Source organism: Akkermansia muciniphila (genome assembly GCF_040616545.1).
Taxonomy (GTDB): Bacteria; Verrucomicrobiota; Verrucomicrobiia; order Verrucomicrobiales; family Akkermansiaceae; genus Akkermansia; species Akkermansia muciniphila_E.
Map to the genome: position 1 here is coordinate 2294533 of NZ_CP156688.1, position 16809 is coordinate 2311341.

The following is a 16809-nucleotide window of genomic DNA, read 5'->3' on the forward strand; positions in this document are numbered from 1 at the left end:
TTTTTCCCCCTCCAGACAGCAACAACCCAACCTTCATACATTTCAACGATGGCTACCAAAATATTCGTCTCCGGATTTTACGACATTATTCATGCCGGGCATATCCAGTTCTTCCGCGAAGCGCGTTCGCTGGGGGATTTCCTTATCGTCTCCTTCGCCTCCGAGCAGGTGCTCTGGAAGAGCAAGCGCAGAAAACCGTCCATTCCGGACGAACATAAAAAAGTGATTCTGGAAAGCCTGTGCATGGTGGACAAGGTGGTCTGCGGAGAAAATCCGGAACCGGGAATGGATTTTAAGCACGTTTTTCTGAAAGAACGGCCCGACATCCTGGCCGTTACGGAAGATGACTGTTACGGTGACCTTAAAAGGGAACTGTGCGCAAGGATTGGTGCGCGGTATGTAGTGCTCCCCAAGACGCCTCCCTGTTCCGAACAGATTTCCACCACCCAGCTGGTGAACCGAATCAAGGCCCCGCTCAGCGTGCCCCTGCGCGTGGATTTTGCGGGAGGCTGGCTGGACGTTCCCAGGCATGCGCGGCAGGGGGCGTACATTGTCAACTGCGCCATCAGTCCGTTTGTCTCCCTGGACCACTGGCCTTATGAACTCCGGGCCGGTCTGGGAGGCAGCGGAGCCTGGGCCATGCTGCAGGGCAGGGACCCCGTCCGGTCTGAACTGGCCCTGGGGGTTGGCTGGCAGGACCCGGCTGTGATTGCGGAAACGGGGCTGTGCGTCTGGCGTTCCGGCGCCGTTCCCGTATTGGACATCAAGAGCACCGGCGATTTTCTGGCTGGAAAAATGGCGATCTTCCACACCGGACACGACCATGATACGCCGGGAATGGCTGACGGGTGCAGGGACTACGCCCGCATTGCCCAATCCTCCCTGATCGCCCGCGCCGGAGTGATGGAGCGCAGCGTTCATGAACTGGCCGCGGGAGTGGCGCTGTACCATAGCGTGCAGCTCCGGGAGGGGATGGCCCCCCTCCCGGTCATGGGGGATGAACTGGCGAAGAAATACCTGGGAGGCGGATTCGGCGGATACGCCCTGTACCTGTTCGATTCCCGGGAGGACAGGGACGGAGCGGTGCGGCTGCATGACGGCATGAGGGCCGTGGAACCGCATTGTAAAAGCCCGTTCTGATTCTTTTTTCGGAAAGAAAATGTCCATGGTTGAAGAATGCAGTCTGGCCAGGGAACCGGAAAGGGCGCAGGCTTTCCGTCCGGCGCCCGTTCCCGGGGCGCCGCCGAGGGAATGCTGGCTTGACCTGGGCAGGGTGGTTGGCCTGTTCTTCATTGTCCTTTTTCATGCTGCCGGGAACGGTGTGGAATTCCCTCTCTTCTTCCAGCGGGTGCCTTTTCTGTTCATGGCGGCAGCCTACTTTGTGGGACGCAGGAAAATGTTCGACTGGCGCCATTCCCCGTGCAGGTACGTTCTATTTTATCTGGCGTGGAACGGCGCGGCTTTTTTGGAAGCTCTCTTCAGACATTGGATTTATTTGAGACTGGGCCATTCCAGCGCGTGGGACTGGAGCAGCCTCCCCTGGAAGCTGACGGGGGTGGGAACTACCTTTCCCTATGACGGGCCCCTGTGGTTCCTGAAATATGTGATGGCGTTGAGCCTGCTCTCCCCGCTTTTATTCGCCCTCGGGAAAAGGAAGCTGCTGATTCCCGCGACGATTGCCGTTCTCTTCTCCGTGGTGCTGTTCCCGGAGGTTAACGCGCTGTTTTCCGACCCTCCACGGGTTCCCTGGGCGGACTCCCTGGCTTTTTTCATGCTGGGATTCTGCCTTTCCTCCCTGACGCTGGGCGAAATCAAGCTGTTCCTGAAAAAAACAAGTTGCCTTTCCCTCCCCGCGTGGGCGGCAATAGCGTGGATGACCCATGGCGGCGTCATTTCCACGGAAACCCTGCACACCATCCCTTGCTGGATTCCGGGGATTCTGGGTCTGGGCTCCCTGTGCGTTCTGCTGGCGGAAAAGAAGTTCTTTCGTAACGTGGCGCGGGCATGCGCTCCCCTCTTCTTCTTCATTTATGCCGTCCATTGCCTGATCCTTCCCTGGTTGATGCCGCTCCTCTTGAGAATCCTTCCTGAAGCACTTCCTTCCCCCATGATTGCGGCGGTCCTGATATTTGCGGGAGCATTCTTTCTTCATCGGCAGGTGGTCCGGCATTACCCCGGCTGGGAATACCTGATCTTTGCCCAAAAGCGGAGAAAACCGGTGAGTGGCGGAAAGGAAATGTTTGCCGCAGGTTCCCTCCGGTCCGTCTCCATGAATGAACCCCGTCTTTAACCGCCTTCTGTTTTTTCTGACGCCTCAAGATTGCCGGAACCTGTATAACGGACTGGGGTTGATAATGGCGTCACTATTCAAAAAGGGAGAGTGGGAACTCGGGAAAACTGAATTGCCGGCATGCAGTTTGGAAACATGGAGCACTGGCCGGCACGGGCGGTGGGAAGGGATTACTGCAGAAAAACGCTTTCAATGACTTTTCCGGTCCATTCCGGCCGTGGCGTCCCTCCGAATAAATGAAGAAGCATGGGAGCGGTATTGGTGGTATTGTTTGGTTCGGAAATCTGGAAATTCCGCTTGATTCCCGGTCCCGCGATTCCCCATGGAACAATCATTTCCGCCGCGCTCGTCCCTCCATGTCCCTTTCCGATGCCTCCGTGGTCCGTCAGAAACAAAAAATGCGTGTCCCTGTATAACCCTTCCTGCTTCAATTTCTGAAAAAGGATTCCGATCTGCTGATCCGCCTCTTCAATGGCCTGAAGGTATTCGGGGGACATCCATCCGTGCCTGTGACCGGCATGGTCCGTGTGAACGGAATACAGAAAGACAGCGGCAGGGGCGTTACGGTGTTTCTTCATGAACCGGAAAGCCTGCTCGTAATTGAAGGCATAGGCATCGTTCTTCAGGAACTCCGTTTCATCCAGATATTTTTCATTGAACGGATAGGAAAGAGGTTTCCAATTATAATAAAAAGCCGTTTTGCAGGAAGGGTTGCTTTCCTTCAGAACCTGGAACACGGAGGGGTAATAGCCGTCTCCGTCTTTCCGTACGGCGGGGTAGGCGGACTTTGCCGGTGTCCAGTTATTATCGAAAACCCCGTGCTGCTCCGGTCCGCTTCCGGTCAGGTGGCTCGTCCAGTTGGGCAGGGTGATGGAGGGCATCACGACTCGCGTATCCAGGGAAAACGCCCCCTCTGACATCAACTCCCTTAAATGGGGTGCATGCGCCTTTTGAAAACCCTCCACGCAAATCCCGTCCAGCGAGATCATGAGCGCTCTTTTGGCGCGAACCAGCGCCGGGACGGAATGCGGGAAAGTACCGGCCGCATGTTCTGTAGCGGAAAAGGCGGTGTTGGCCGCCGCCACTCCTGCCGCCGCCAGGCCGAAACGGTTCAGGAAACTCCGGCGGCTTACTTCATGAGAGCTGCTTTCCATATAAAATCCATACGGCAAACATGAAATATTTTTATCACCGGTTTTTGGAGGGTGGAAAGTCCTCTTCGTGATGTGGTTCCTTACGCGGGGGATGGCTGTTTCACACCCGCGGCACAAAGCCATTTACCGCAGGACATTGTTTCTAATAAGCCGTCCTAATGTCTTGCACTTTCATAAAAACAAAAACCGCAAACGTTCTGTTTCAAACGCTTGCGGTTGTTTTGAAGTGGTGGAGGCGACGGGAGTCGAACCCGTGTCCTGAAGGCCGTTGATGCCGGCATCTCCATGTTCAGACGCATATTGCTGCTTTCGCGGCTGCTTCGTCATGCGCCAACTAGGCAAGCTCGCTAGTTGCCTGTGGAAGTCTCGTGCGTTGCGCGGCAACCCCGCATTGCACCAGCCTGCTGAATATTCGTCGTCCCCTCTAGCAGGCGTTGAGGTTCTGACGCGGCTGAACTAATTAGGCAGCCAGAGCAAGGTCGTTAGACTCTGCATTTATTTTTTTAATCGGCTTTTTAGAAGGCCAGCCGATTAACCTTCACATGCAGCCAGCACCTCAGACTTCCAGTCGAAACCATGGCGCCCCCATATGTATGTATCGGTAGAGACAAAAAATCCCGCCATGATGTTCAGGCAGGAGCAATTTTATTTACCGGTGGTGATGCAAGTGGCACGCCCGTAGGGATTCGAACCCCAAACCTTCTGATCCGTAGTCAGACGCTCTATCCAATTGAGCTACGGGCGCTTTAACTTGCGTCGTGTACCGCGTAAGCGGTGAAAGAAATATAGGTTTTTCTTCGGGAAAGTCAAGATGTTTGTAAGATGATTTGAGAAAAAAATCTCATTTTTTCTTTTCGCGGGAAATGACCCTTTCATGCACAGTCCGTTAACTCCGGGGGCCGGAAAAAGGGAAAGGCGTTGCGTCCCGGAATGGCCTGTGGCACACTGAACGGAGAAAATGAGTGGATTCAAGGTGATCAGATCGCCGATGGAGGCATTAAAGGAGCACTTCGGCTTTTCCGGCTTGAGGGAAGGGCAGGACCGCGTGGTTTCCTCCATCATGGAAGGCCGCAATGTACTGGTGGTGATGCCCACCGGCGGGGGCAAGTCCCTGTGTTACCAGCTTCCGGCCCTTTGCCGGGACGGGGTTTGCCTGGTGGTCAGTCCGTTGATCGCCCTGATGAAGGACCAGGTGGACGCTCTTGTGGCCAGGGGGATTCCCGCCACCATGATTAACAGTTCCCTGAGCTTCCCGGAACAGAAGGAGCGCCTTGCCGGCATGAAGGAGGGGGCGTTCAAGCTGGTGTACGTGGCTCCGGAGCGTTTCGGCCATGAGGGATTCATGCGCGCTCTGGCGGAGGTGGATATCAATATGATGGCCGTTGACGAGGCGCATTGCCTGAGCCAGTGGGGCCATGATTTCCGCCCGGATTACCTGAAACTGGGCCGGGCTATTGAAGCGATGGGACAGCCCCAGGTGGCGGCCCTGACCGCCACGGCCACTCCCCGTGTGCGGGAGGATATTCTGGTGCATCTGGGGCTGGATGATCCGGTGACGATCGTGCGCGGGTTTGCGCGGGAGAACCTGCATTTCCGCATTACGGCGTGCGATACGCACAAGGATAAGTACAAGAGGCTGTATGAGCTGGTAAAGCTCCATAAGACGGGAATTATTTATTGCTCCACCCGCAAGAAGGTGGAGCAGGTGCATGAGGCCCTTTCCGACCTTGGCCTGAATGTGACGGCCTACCATGCGGGCATGACGGATGCCCAGCGGGAAGAAGCCCAGAACGCCTTCATGAACCGTCACGCGGACATTGTCATTGCCACGAATGCGTTTGGCATGGGGATTGACCGTGCGGACGTCAGGTTCGTGGCCCATTTTGAGGTTCCCGGCAGCGTGGAGGCCTATTACCAGGAAGCCGGCCGTGCGGGCCGTGACGGAGACGACGCCTATTGCGAGCTTTTGTTCAACCATGCGGATTTGCGGACCCAGGAGTTTTTCATTGAAGGGGTGAATCCCGGCGTTCCGCTGATTGTGGAGCTGTACGAACTGCTGCGGAAGCATTGCAGTGCGGAGACCCATGATGTGGCGTGGTCCCTGGAGGAAATGGCGGAACGCCTTAAATGCCGGAATGCCATGCAGGTGGGCGCGGCTTTGTCCGTTCTCATGCGCAATGGAGTAATCAGCCGCCATGACGTTCCGGGACAGCGGGTGAAGCTTACCAGAGTGACGGATCCCTCCGTAAGCGGCTTGAAGATTCCTCTGGACGAACAGTCCCTGCGGGAAAAGGAGGTGAGGGACCGGGAAAAATTGAAAGCGGTGACGGAATTCGCTTATTCCTCCGGCTGCCGCCAGCAGTGGATTTTGAATTACTTCGGAGAAGAGGACAGCGCCCCCTGCGGCCGGTGTGACCAGTGCATGACGCTGGGTGTGGAGGAGGGCCAGTCCCTGGGTGAGGAGGAAAACAAGGTAGTCCGCCAGGCCTTGAGCGGAATTGCCCGCGCGTCCGTGCGCATGGGGGACGGCTCCTGGCAGGGAAGATGGGGGAAGACGAAAATCATCCAGATGCTCAAGGGATCGAAAACCCAGGAACTTTTGAAAACCTCCCTGTCCCGGTTGAGCACTTATGGGATTCTTGCCCGGTGGAGCGAGGACGACATCCGCCAGTTGTTCCGCGCCATGCAGATGGCGGGGCTGACCAAAATGAGCGGAGAGGCGGACCGTCCCCTGATTACCCTGAGTCCGAAAGGTAATGAAGTGATGATGGGGCGGAAGGTAGCCTCCATGATTTGGCCTTTTGCCCGCAGGGGAAAAGATTCTGCCTCCTCAGGGCAGACCAGGGTGCGCTCCACGGGGGATTTGACGTCCCTGGGCGAGTTTGACGAAGACTTGTTTTTGAAATTGAAGGAGCTCAGGAATGAACTGGCCCGTGAAGCGGGAATTCCCGCTTATGCCGTATTCCACAATTCCACCCTGGAGGGGTTGGCGCGTCTGAAGCCCACCACGCGTCGCGGGGCCATGAACGTACATGGCATTGGGGAGCAAAAAGCCGCGAAGTATCTGGATGACTTCCTGGAAGTGATTGCCGAGCATTGCGGGGTTTAACATCTCCCTGCTTTTGCTGAGCTGTGGTAACGGAGTGCGGGCGTCCGGCGTAGGCTGCCATGTTGGGATGGAGCCTCCTTTTCCCTGTTTGGCGGTTTGTGTACGGTTTCCATGCCGGAAAGCGGGAAAATGACCAGCCTCCCCAACTGGGCGCGTTCCATGAATCCGGATGGGAAATTCCAGTGGAAAGCCGTCCTCAAATCCGGGAAGGAAAACAAACTGGCTTACCCGTATACTGCCTGGAGTAATTCCTGTCCGTGTTATTTATGTATTGACATCATTTTGAGAAGTGTGTACTTTCCTTTCCACACATTACCCAAGACGGAGCGGTGGCTGAGAGGCTGAAAGCACTCCTTTGCTAAAGGAACGTACTGGCAAAACCGGTACCGAGGGTTCGAATCCCTCCCGCTCCGCCATTATTTTTATAATGTTGAACGTTGAAAGCCTGATAAAATCAGGTTTTTTTATTTCTTGCAATGCAGGAATTCAGGTTTCTCCGGATAGCCCGGCATTCTGAAGCGGCAATCGTGTTTAATGGCTGCGATAAGGAAGCACTCCGGTTTGTTGAAATTCTAATGATCGGCAATGTCCCGGGGACCGGGCATGAACGCTTTTGTTCCCCTTATTTCTTCCAGTGAGGGCGGTTTCCATACATGGAAAGACTGGCGTAATGGAGTTTTGACTTTTTACAGGGATCTCCGGTTAAGTGCTGGGAGATTCTTTATGATGCGGGAAATATTTAGCTACGGTTTCCTTGACTTCTTCCAGCCATTTGCGGCGCAGGTCCGGAGTGCTGTCGGCAATGATGCGGAACATTTTTCTTTCAAAGACGTTGACGCCGCAAAAACTGAAGACGCAGTCTTTCCAGATGTGTTCCAGAGGATCACCGAAGATTTGCCGCTCTCTTTCCGCAGGGGTATTGGAGGTATTGAAGACGAGCGCCGCTTTTGCTTTTAACAGGCCGATGGGCACGCCTCCCCCGTTGTCTCCTTTGGGGAAGGTATAGGCCACTTCCTCCCGGAGTACGCGGTCAATCCAGCCTTTCATGATGGCCGGAGGCTGCCCCCACCAGTTGGGGTGGATGATGACGATTCCGTCTGCCTCCCTGATTTCCCGCTGGTGGAGGGCCGTGAGAGTATCTTCCGGAACGTCGCTGACCAGTTCTGTGTCCGGAAGAACGGGATTGAATTGTTCCCCGTAAAGGTCGTGAAACAGGACATGATGACCCTGTTTATTTAATGCCTCCGCCGCTGCTGCGGCAATCGCTGCATTGAAGCTGTACTTGTAGGGATGCCCCAGAATAACGGATATGTTCATAACGGCTGCTTGAATAACTGTTCTTTGAAAAAACCTTACCGGAGAGAATAGCTCCGGCTGGAGGCCAAGTCAAACCGGAGCTATGGGATCAATGGCCGTATTCCTCCATAAAAAGGCGCCTTCCGGTGAGGGAAGGCGCCTGGATGTGAATTAGTGAATTGATGAAGAGGATGGGTTACATGCCCTTGTTCTTCATGGCTTCTGCCAGGGCGGCGCCCATCTGGGCGGGCGTCTTGGCCACCACGATGCCGGCTTCCTTCAGGGCTTCCTGCTTGGCGGCGGCGGTGCCTTTGCCTCCGGCCACGATGGCTCCTGCGTGGCCCATGCGGCGTCCCTTGGGAGCCGTGGCGCCTGCGATGAAGGCGGCGACGGGCTTCTTGCAGTTGTTCTTGATCCATTCGGCGGCTTCTTCTTCTTCGGAACCGCCGATTTCACCGATCATGATGAAGGCGTCCGTGTTCGGGTCTTCCGTGAAGAATTGAACGGCCTGCTGCTGGGTCATGCCGTGGACGGGGTCGCCGCCGATGCCGATGCACATGCTCTGGCCCAGGCCCATGTTGGTGACTTGCCAGACGGCTTCATAGGTGAGCGTGCCGGAACGGGAGACGATGCCGATTCTGCCGGGCTTGAAGATGTAGGCCGGCATGATGCCGATCTTGCAGTTGGCGGCGGGGTTGACGATGCCGGGGCAGTTCGGGCCGATGAGGGTCACGTCCTTGTCCTTCAGGAAGGCTTTCACCTTCTGCATGTCCTGTACCGGGATGCCTTCCGTGATGCAGACGATGAGCTTCACGCCCGCGTCCGCGGCTTCCATGATGGCGTCCGCAGCAAAGGGCGGGGGAACGAAGATCATGGAGGCGTTGCAGTCCGTGGCCTTTTTGGCTTCCGCCACGGTGTCGAAGACGGGGACCTTGCCTTCAAAGAGCTGGCCGCCCTTGCCGGGGGTTACGCCGGCGACGACGTTGGTGCCGAAGTCCATGCAGTTTTTGGCGTGGAATGCGCCGGCGCTGCCGGTGATGCCTTGCACGACCAGACGGGTGTTCTTGTCAATGAGAGATGTCATTGTCGTAATAAATGGTGAGGGTTATTTGACTGCTGCCACCGCTTTCTGGGCGGCTTCGTCCAGGTTGTCGGCGGGGATGATGGCAATGCCGCTGTCTGCGAGGATTTTCTTGCCGATTTCCACGTTGGTGCCTTCCAGGCGGACGACGAGCGGGATTTTCATGTCGATGTTTTTCGCCGCGGCCACAATGCCCTGGGCGATGACGTCACAGCGCATGATGCCGCCGAAGATGTTGACCAGAAGGGCCTTCACATTCTTGTCGCTGGTGAGGATGCGGAACGCGTTGGTTACCATTTCCTCCGTGGCGGAACCGCCTACGTCCAGGAAGTTGGCGGGCTCCCCGCCGTAGTATTTGATGATGTCCATCGTGGCCATGGCCAGGCCGGCGCCGTTCACCATGCAGCCGATGTTGCCATCCAGGCCGATGTAGTTCAGGTCATACTTGCCGGCTTCCACTTCACGGGGGTCTTCTTCCGTTTCATCCCGCATTTCCATGATTTCCGGGTGGCGGTACAGGGCGTTGTCGTCAAAGTTGAATTTGGCGTCCAGCGCGCACACGCGGTCGTCCGTGGTGACCACGAGGGGGTTGATTTCCACCAGGGAGCAGTCCAGGGCGGTGAAGAGCTTGTAAACGTTGGTGATGAGCTTGGTGGCCTGGCGGAGCAGGGGGCCGGTCAGGCCCAGGGCCACGGCGATCTTGAGAGCCTGGAAGGGTAGGATGCCCAGGGCCGGGTCAATGTGTTCGCGGATGATGGCTTCCGGCCGGGTGGCGGCCACTTCTTCAATGTCCATGCCGCCTTCCGTGCTGGCTACGATGACGGGGCATTCACGGGCGCGGTCCTGGAGAATGGCGAAGTAGCATTCCTTTTTCAGGTCCACGGCTTCCGCCACCATGATCTTGCTGACCAGCTTGCCGGTTTCCCCGGTCTGCTTGGTAACCAGAACCTGGTTCAGCATCTTGCCGGCCACATCTTCCACTTCTTCCACGGAGTCAACGACGTGCACGCCGCCCTTGAAGCCGTTTTTGAAGGTGCCTTTGCCACGTCCGCCAGCGTGTACCTGTGCCTTAACTACGTATTGGGAGACGCCCATGTCCCGGGCTATTTGTGCTGCTTCCTGGGCGGTAGCGGCGGCGATGCCCTTGGGGGTAGCCACGCCAAAGCGCTCAAAGAGTTGTTTTGCTTGATATTCGTGAATGTTCATGACAGTGGGCCGTTCGGCCAAATGTTTGCGAAAGAAAGGCTATGCCTGTTTTTTGTGCCGGTCAAGGGAGAATGGTTTGGTCTTTTGATTTTTTGTCCGGGGGATTCATGGAGCGCCTTTGGAAATCAAAGAAGACAGAAGGCTTGACTGCATGCTTAAAGATTGTGAAACTTTCCTCTCATTTTTCCGTATTATATCTTTTATGAAAATTTACCGTCCTTCCGACACCTGTTTTGACGAGATGAAAAGCCGGATGAACCGCCGCGCCCTCCCGGAGGATTCCGTAAGGGATACCGTGAATGCTATTATCCGGGACGTTTCCGCGCGCGGGGACGAGGCCCTTTTTGATTACGCCGCCAGGTTTGACAAGGTGGAGCTGGACCCTTCCTCCCTGTTTGTGACGGAAGAAGAGCTGGCGGAGGCGGAAGCCGCGGTGGAGGATTCCGTGAAGGAGGCCATTGCCGCCTCCCTGGCCAATATCCATTATTTTTCAGACCGCAGCCGCAGGCAGGACTGGTCCGGCGTAAACGCGCAGGGAGTGGAGGTGGCGGAGCGCTTCCTGCCGTATGACCGCGTGGGCATTTATATTCCCGGCGGAAAGGCTCCCCTGGTGTCCACGTCCATCATGACGGGCGGTTTTGCCCAGGCCGCCGGCGTGCGGGAGATTGTGGCCGCTACGCCCTGCGGGCCGGACGGACGGGTGAATCCCGCTCTTTTATACGCATTGAAGGCTTCCGGCGCTACGGAGATTATTAAAGCAGGCGGAGCCCAGGCGATCGCTGCCCTGGCGCTGGGGACGGAGAGCGTGAAGCCGGTGGAAAAGATTTTCGGCCCCGGCAACCGTTTTGTCGTGGAGGCCAAGCGTCAGCTGGTGGGAGCCGTCGCCATTGACTTGCTGCCCGGCCCCAGTGAAGTGATGGTGCTGGCGGATGAGACCGCGGATGCGGAGTTTCTGGCTGCGGACCTGCTGGCGCAGGGGGAACACGGCCCGGACAGCGTGGTGGTGTTTGTCACCACGTCGGAAACGCTGCTGGAGCAGGTAGAGGCGGAGGTGGAGCGCCAGGCCGCCCTGCTGAGCCGCGGAGCAATTATCCGGGAGGTGCTGGACAAGCACGCTTACGGTTTTCTGGTCTCTTCCATCCGGGAAGGCGTGGACCTGGTGAACGCCTTTGCCCCGGAGCACCTGGTGCTCGTCACGCGGGATGAAGACGCCGTGCTGGACGGCATCCGCACGGCGGGCGCCATTTACGCCGGCGCTCTTTCCACAGTAGCCTGCGGGGATTTTCTGGCGGGGCCCAGCCATACGCTGCCCACCGGAGGGGCCGGCAAGTCCTTTTCCGGACTGCGGGCGGACCAGTTTCAGCGGCGCACCAGCGTGGTGCGGATGAACCGGGATTCCGTGCTTAAATCAGCCCCGTATGTGGCGGAGTTCGCCAGGGTGGAGGGGCTGGACGCCCACAACCACTCCCTCCAGGTCCGCGCCGCGCGCGTTGACCGGTAATCCAGACTTTCCCCACCTACTCCCCCCATGAAACAACAGCAAGGAACCAAGGAACGATTGCTGGATGCGGCGGAGTGCCTGTTTGCCGAGCACGGCTATACGGGCACTTCCATGCGCATGATTTCCCAGCAGGCCTCCGTCAACATCGCCTCAGCCAATTATTATTTCGGCGGCAAGGAGGGGCTTTGGAAGGCGGTCATGATGAAGTATGCGCCGCAGGCGCGGGATTTCCGGATTTCCATGATGGATGACGCCATGGAAAAAGGCACGGTGCGGGCGCTGGCCCATGCCTATGTTTACCCTTCCTTCCACGGCCTCCTGCATGTGAAGCTGGAAGACCTGGGCAATTTCCCCCATTACCTGCGCCTGCTGGGCATCTGCCATGTGCAGACTCCGGAGATAGCGGTGGAGTATATCAAGGAGGTGTATTCCCCCATCCGCCGCCGGCTGCATGACTGCATCCGCACCATGTTTCCGGACGCTTCCACGTACCAGATTTTCTGGACGGTGCTGGCTATTGAAAGCATCATGATCGGCCTGCTGACCCGTTTGCGGATGATTATGGAGCTGATGGAGAACAACCGGGTTCCCAAGGGCAGCGTGCAGGATTTGTTTGAACTGATTGTCCGCCAGGTGGACGGCCTGATCCATTTGTGCGGAAAACCCGCGTAACCGTTTCACTGTCGTCCGCATTCCACATGTTCAAGTCCCTCATCCGCACGTTTGCCATTGTGGCGGCTTTTATTGCGGGGTACATGATGCCCGGCCTGCACGTGTATGGCTGGACATTCAAGTGGATGCTGATCGTCATGCTGTTTGTGACGTTCCTGGGCATCCGCTTCAAGCGAATGAAGCCGGAGCGGACGCACTGGCTTCTGGTGGGGGCCAACCTGCTCGTGGCCCTGGCGGCCTGGGGCGTATGCCGCCTCGTTTTTGGGGACGGGTATCTGGCGGAGGCCGCCTTCTTCGTGGGCATCATGCCCACGGCTACGGCGGCTCCGGTAGTAATGGGGCTGCTGGGAGGCAGCGTGGAGTTCATGCTGACCGCCCTCCTGCTGGCCAATGGCGTCATTTGCGCCCTGCTTCCCTTCATCCTTCCGGCGGTCGTGGGGCAGGGGGGCTTTGAGATTTACCTGAACGTGGCCGAGAATATTTCCCTGGTGATGCTGCTGCCGCTGGTCCTGGCCCTGGCGGCGCGGCGTTTTTATCCGCGGGCCATTGCGTGGCCGCGGAAGCTGAAGGACGTCACTTTTGGCATCTGGGTGGTGATTCTGGTGCTGATCGCGGCGAACGCTTCTTATGATATTTCCTCCCGTGACGGCATTTCGGAACGCGTGCTGGAGCAGATCGGCGCGGTTTCCCTGCTGATCTGCGGGATCAACTTCGGGCTGGGACATTTGCTGGGGGGGCGCACGCGCGCCGCGGAGGGCAGCCAGGCCCTGGGGCAGAAGAATACCACGCTGTCCATTTATCTGGCGCTGACGTATGCCAGCCCCATTGCCGCGCTGGGACCCACGTTTTACGTGCTGTGGCATAATTTATGGAATGCCTGGCAGTTGTACCGGGCATCCGAACGGAGGCGCAGGAACGGCTGACGGGAATCGCCGTTGCCTTTTCCGGAAGAGGAAGCCGGAGAGCGGCAGCTTCTCCTGCTCACGATGGCTGACAGGGAAACGGTTGACGGAGGTTTTCCTGCTGCCTTCATGAAGGGCGCAGGAGCTCCTTCCATGCAAAAAGCTTGAAATTCAGAGCGCTCCCGGTAACGTTATGCACTTGTTATGCAGGCCTCTTCTCCTTTGAAACCCCTGTCCCCGCGCACCAAGTGGCTGATTGCCCTGTGCTTGTGCGTGCTCGTGATGCTGCTGGAGTTCCTGACGTACCACATGGCGTACCGCATAGGCCATGATGAAGGGATGCTGGCTACCCCTGCGGTAGTGGTGCAGAAGAGTGATGAAAAGGCCATGCAGAATTTATCCCGCTTCATGGCGGACGTGTTTGCTTCCCGTGAAAGCCTGGCCGGCATTCTGGACAACCGGGATGAACGCCTGGCATGGATCAGGGATCCGGAATTGCGCACGGAGACGGCCTGGGGCCTTACCCGTGAACTGATCAGCCGGGACGGCGTGGACCGCGCGCTGCCCACGGCCAGGGAACTGATTGACGCTGGCTACGCCGCGGGGCGTTACGGCACATGGGCGCCCCGTGCGGATGCCGTGGCGCAGGCCCTTCTGTCAGTGCACCGGTATTCTCCGGCTTATGATTATTTGAAAACGGCTGTGGAGGGGTATGAAAAGGAGGGAATGGCCGCGGAACTGGTGAAGGCCCTCCAGACCATGAGCTCCATTGACCAGATGCTGAACAGGAATGATGAGGCGAATACCCTCCTTCAGCGCGCCGTGGATGCCGCCGCCCATTTGGGGCCGGACGCCCTTCCGGTCAGGTCCAGGCTGATGGCCGCCCAGGGCAGGCTGGCCCGCACCACGGGGCGCATTCCGGAATCCCGCGCGTATTTCAAGAAGGCCCTGGCCCTGTGCCCCCAGCCGGACAAGACGACCGGTGACCTGGCCCTGGCGAGCATCAGCATGGGGGAGGCCATGCTGGAAGCCGGCAGGAAGGAAGAGGCGCGGGAATTGTTTTTAAAGGGCCTTTCCGGTTCGGAAAACGCCCCCTACCTGCTGAATGATTGCCTCAACGCCCTGCGCGGCCTGGCGCGCATTTCCACGGAACAGGGGAATTATGAGGAAGCGCTGGCTTATCTTTACCAGGCGGAAGGCGCCGCCCGCGGCGTGCTGCCGGCGGACCATGCATTCTGGGCCGGGCTGTACGACCAGAGGGGGTGGGTCAACATCATGCGCAAGGCCGCTCCGGAGGCCCGCTCTGATTTTCAGAAAGCTATCAATAACAGCGCCTCTTCCCCCGTCATTTCCGCCCAGTCCCGGGAAGGGCTGGGCAAGGCGTGGCTGGATGCCGGTGAGGGAGACAAGGCCAGGGAAAACCTGAAAAAGGCCCTTGAGCTCCGGGAATCCCATTTTGCCTCTGACACTCTGTCCCTGGGCCGCGTTTATTATTCGCTGGGCCTTGCCAGCGATATGTCCGGGGACCGGGAAAGCGCCCTGCACGCTTACGCCGGAGCGGTGGATTCCCTGCTGAAATGCGGAGAAGGGCCGGAGCGCAAGAGCCTGCTGGTCCAGTCCTACTTATGCAAGGCATACGCCCTGTGCGACGGGGAGCAGTGGAAAGAGGCCGTGGAAGCCTTTGAAGCGGTGCTCCCCATGCTGGAAGGGGAACAGCGGTCGGAAAATTACAAGCAGCTGGGCCGTTGCTATGATGAGTTGGGCATGAAAGAGAAAGGGGATGCCTGCTGGAAGGAATCCGGCTTTCCCCGCGTGCGCATGGAGTCTCCGGGACGGAGGCCGTCCGGAAGCTCCAGGTCTTCCCGGCGTTAGCTTTCACTGATTCCCGTAAGACGTTGGGAGGTGTTTATTTTGCTTGATTTGTGCCGTCTTTTTGGCTCAATGCCTGCATGAGTTCCGAGCGCCATTTTTCCAACAAACCCTACCGTCCCTCACGTAAAAAAAAGTCTTACTGGAAGCCCGTTCTCTTTCTGGTGGTGCTGGGGGGCCTCTGGTTCGGATACATCCAGTACTGGCCCACGATTGAAGGATGGTTCAAACCGACCATTCATGAGGTGCACAGCCAGACCCAGGCCATGGGGCACTTGCAGGGCATGCTGGCCTCCTGGAACGGCTCTGATGCGGAGCTGGCGCAACTGGCCGCCTCCGTGGACAAGCAGGTGGAATGGATGAACTCCCCGGAAGCGCGGGATTCCTTTACGTGGCTCCTGGCGGTGGAAATGGACAGGCGCGGCATGCTGAAGGAGTCCGAACCCATGCTGGCGTCCCTGCTGGAAAAGAAGCTGGCCGATTCCGCCTCCATGACGGCGGAGGACAGGGGGCGCCTTCTGGGCGTGAGCCTGAACTGGGCGCGGGAGTTTGCCGCCCGCAAGCATGACGCCACGGCGGAAAAGCTTTATGAGGTGATTCTGAAGAATACGCCGGAGGACCAGGTTTCCATCCGTCTGGCATGCCTGGAACCGCTGGCCCATTACGCGTATGACCAAGCCAAATTTGAGCGTTTTTCCTCCTTGTGCCAGCAGGCCGTTTCTCCCGTGATGAGGAGCAGGCTGAAGAAGCCGGAGGACGTGAAGAGCATGGTGAAAATACTTCTGCTCCAGGATACCCTGCCGGACAAGGCCACGGGCCAGCCCGGCACCACGGGCAGCGTCATTGCCCGGGAACTGCTCACCAAATTCCGGCTTACCGCCAGCCCGGACATGGGACGCATCATCCTGAATGAGCTGAATATGCCGCTCAATGCGCGCCGGAAGTATTCCCAGGCGAAGCTGAAGGCCATGGCTGACCAGCTGGAAGCCGCCTTGATTTGCTTCCGCGCCGCGGAGACGGAGATGGACTGCACGCCGGAGACCATGCTGGCCCTGGCGAAGGTCAGAATGCAGATGGGGGATTTAAAGGAGGCCGGCCTCCTGCTTTCCCGTGCGGAAGGAACCGCCATGACGCTGGGCGTGGATGCGCCGCGCATTCTCAGCGGCTCCAGCCTGAGCCAGGACATTGCCGCCCTGCGTACCCAGCTTGAAAAATACGGACAGGCGGAGGCCCTGGTGAAACGCGCTTATGAGGATGTAAACGTTGCCGCGGCTTTCCTGAAGGCGCAGGATTATGACCAGGCCATGAAATATCTGGACCAGGCCATGAAGGTGGCCCGTGAAAACACGGCGTTTGTCCAGGCCCTCCAGCCCGTCATCCTGAACCTTCAGGCGGAGATAAGCGCCGGCAGGGAACAGTGGGCCCTCTCGGAAGCGCAGTATGGAAAGCTGGTGGAAGAGTGGGACGCGTTGAGCGCGGAAGACCAGGCCAAGCTCCAGAGCAATCTGGCCTCCATCCAGTCACAGGAGCTTTACAAGAAAATCCACCGGAACTGGGCGAATGTGTGCCTTAAGCAGAACAGGACCACGGAAGCGCGCAGGGTACTGGCCAAAATAGGGGAAGCTCCGGCTGAAGAACTGGAAAAGCCCGCCTCCCGCCGGCGCCGCAGATAACAGAATTTCCGTTACCCTCACCGGAGAGGAATGTCCAGAGGCAAAGATGGAAATTC

At 57.9% G+C, this 16809-nt stretch carries 12 protein-coding genes, 2 tRNA genes and 1 other RNA gene; 9 read left to right on the forward strand and 6 right to left on the reverse strand.

What is annotated here, in order from left to right:
• The first annotated feature begins 48 nt into the window (after positions 1-48).
• Positions 49-1140, forward strand: a complete 1092-nt coding sequence (locus ABGM91_RS09395) for an adenylyltransferase/cytidyltransferase family protein (protein ID WP_354831785.1) — start codon at positions 49-51, stop codon at positions 1138-1140.
• Positions 1141-1159: 19 nt separating this feature from the next.
• Positions 1160-2290 carry an acyltransferase gene (locus tag ABGM91_RS09400; protein WP_354831788.1) on the forward strand — a complete coding sequence of 377 codons (1131 nt, stop codon included), beginning with the start codon at positions 1160-1162 and terminating at the stop codon, positions 2288-2290.
• A gap of 170 nt (positions 2291-2460) precedes the next feature.
• Here ABGM91_RS09400 and ABGM91_RS09405 read toward each other — a convergent pair whose 3' ends face one another.
• The 3 genes from ABGM91_RS09405 to ABGM91_RS09415 all read right to left on the reverse strand — a co-directional run bounded on the left by ABGM91_RS09405 (position 2461) and on the right by ABGM91_RS09415 (position 4189).
• Positions 2461-3444 (reverse strand): alkaline phosphatase family protein, encoded by a 984-nt coding sequence (locus ABGM91_RS09405; protein WP_354831791.1) that lies wholly within the window; start codon positions 3442-3444, stop codon positions 2461-2463.
• A gap of 227 nt (positions 3445-3671) precedes the next feature.
• Positions 3672-4031, reverse strand: a transfer-messenger RNA (tmRNA) gene (gene ssrA, locus ABGM91_RS09410).
• Positions 4032-4112: 81 nt separating this feature from the next.
• A tRNA-Arg gene (locus ABGM91_RS09415) sits at positions 4113-4189 on the reverse strand.
• A 213-nt stretch (positions 4190-4402) separates the two neighbouring features.
• Here ABGM91_RS09415 and ABGM91_RS09420 point away from each other — a divergent pair.
• Positions 4403-6553, forward strand: a complete 2151-nt coding sequence (locus ABGM91_RS09420) for an ATP-dependent DNA helicase RecQ (RefSeq protein ID WP_354831793.1) — start codon at positions 4403-4405, stop codon at positions 6551-6553.
• Positions 6554-6876: 323 nt separating this feature from the next.
• Positions 6877-6969 (forward strand) — tRNA-Ser (locus tag ABGM91_RS09425).
• A 286-nt stretch (positions 6970-7255) separates the two neighbouring features.
• Here ABGM91_RS09425 and ABGM91_RS09430 read toward each other — a convergent pair.
• The 3 genes from ABGM91_RS09430 to sucC form a co-directional block, all read right to left on the reverse strand.
• The gene (locus ABGM91_RS09430; RefSeq protein WP_354831795.1) at positions 7256-7870 is read right to left on the reverse strand and encodes an NAD(P)H-dependent oxidoreductase; all 615 of its coding nucleotides are present in this window, start codon (positions 7868-7870) and stop codon (positions 7256-7258) included.
• Between the two features lie 175 nt (positions 7871-8045).
• Entirely contained in the window at positions 8046-8933 is an 888-nt protein-coding gene (gene sucD, locus ABGM91_RS09435; protein ID WP_022397860.1) for a succinate--CoA ligase subunit alpha, read from the reverse strand.
• Between the two features lie 21 nt (positions 8934-8954).
• The gene (gene sucC, locus ABGM91_RS09440; RefSeq protein WP_215428685.1) at positions 8955-10136 is read right to left on the reverse strand and encodes an ADP-forming succinate--CoA ligase subunit beta; all 1182 of its coding nucleotides are present in this window, start codon (positions 10134-10136) and stop codon (positions 8955-8957) included.
• Positions 10137-10338: 202 nt separating this feature from the next.
• On the opposite strand from sucC, the gene hisD reads away from it, so the two are divergent.
• From hisD to ABGM91_RS09465, 5 genes are all read left to right on the forward strand, one after another.
• Entirely contained in the window at positions 10339-11637 is a 1299-nt protein-coding gene (gene hisD / locus ABGM91_RS09445; RefSeq protein WP_354831799.1) for a histidinol dehydrogenase, read from the forward strand.
• 27 nt (positions 11638-11664) lie between these two features.
• The gene (locus tag ABGM91_RS09450) at positions 11665-12309 is read left to right on the forward strand and encodes a TetR/AcrR family transcriptional regulator (RefSeq protein WP_215428683.1); all 645 of its coding nucleotides are present in this window, start codon (positions 11665-11667) and stop codon (positions 12307-12309) included.
• A gap of 26 nt (positions 12310-12335) precedes the next feature.
• On the forward strand, positions 12336-13232 hold the full coding sequence (locus ABGM91_RS09455) for a hypothetical protein (RefSeq protein WP_354831802.1): 897 nt from the start codon (positions 12336-12338) through the stop codon (positions 13230-13232).
• A 201-nt stretch (positions 13233-13433) separates the two neighbouring features.
• Positions 13434-15083: a tetratricopeptide repeat protein gene (locus ABGM91_RS09460; protein WP_354831804.1), complete on the forward strand. Its 1650-nt coding sequence runs from the start codon at positions 13434-13436 to the stop codon at positions 15081-15083.
• Between the two features lie 77 nt (positions 15084-15160).
• Positions 15161-16753, forward strand: a complete 1593-nt coding sequence (locus ABGM91_RS09465; protein ID WP_354831807.1) for a hypothetical protein — start codon at positions 15161-15163, stop codon at positions 16751-16753.
• Positions 16754-16809 lie beyond the last annotated feature (56 nt).

Excerpts from the sequence above, each read along its gene's own strand:
- ABGM91_RS09405 (WP_354831791.1), bottom strand. The coding sequence starts at position 3,444 with ATGGAAAGCAGCTCTCATGAAGTAAGCCGCCGGAGTTTCCTGAACCGT.
- ABGM91_RS09400 (WP_354831788.1), top strand. The coding sequence starts at position 1,160 with ATGTCCATGGTTGAAGAATGCAGTCTGGCCAGGGAACCGGAAAGGGCG.
- ABGM91_RS09465 (WP_354831807.1), top strand. The coding sequence starts at position 15,161 with ATGAGTTCCGAGCGCCATTTTTCCAACAAACCCTACCGTCCCTCACGT.
- ABGM91_RS09450 (WP_215428683.1), top strand. The coding sequence starts at position 11,665 with ATGAAACAACAGCAAGGAACCAAGGAACGATTGCTGGATGCGGCGGAG.
- sucC (WP_215428685.1), bottom strand. The coding sequence starts at position 10,136 with ATGAACATTCACGAATATCAAGCAAAACAACTCTTTGAGCGCTTTGGC.
- ABGM91_RS09420 (WP_354831793.1), top strand. The coding sequence starts at position 4,403 with ATGAGTGGATTCAAGGTGATCAGATCGCCGATGGAGGCATTAAAGGAG.
- hisD (WP_354831799.1), top strand. The coding sequence starts at position 10,339 with ATGAAAATTTACCGTCCTTCCGACACCTGTTTTGACGAGATGAAAAGC.
- ABGM91_RS09395 (WP_354831785.1), top strand. The coding sequence starts at position 49 with ATGGCTACCAAAATATTCGTCTCCGGATTTTACGACATTATTCATGCC.
- ABGM91_RS09455 (WP_354831802.1), top strand. The coding sequence starts at position 12,336 with ATGTTCAAGTCCCTCATCCGCACGTTTGCCATTGTGGCGGCTTTTATT.
- sucD (WP_022397860.1), bottom strand. The coding sequence starts at position 8,933 with ATGACATCTCTCATTGACAAGAACACCCGTCTGGTCGTGCAAGGCATC.
- ABGM91_RS09430 (WP_354831795.1), bottom strand. The coding sequence starts at position 7,870 with ATGAACATATCCGTTATTCTGGGGCATCCCTACAAGTACAGCTTCAAT.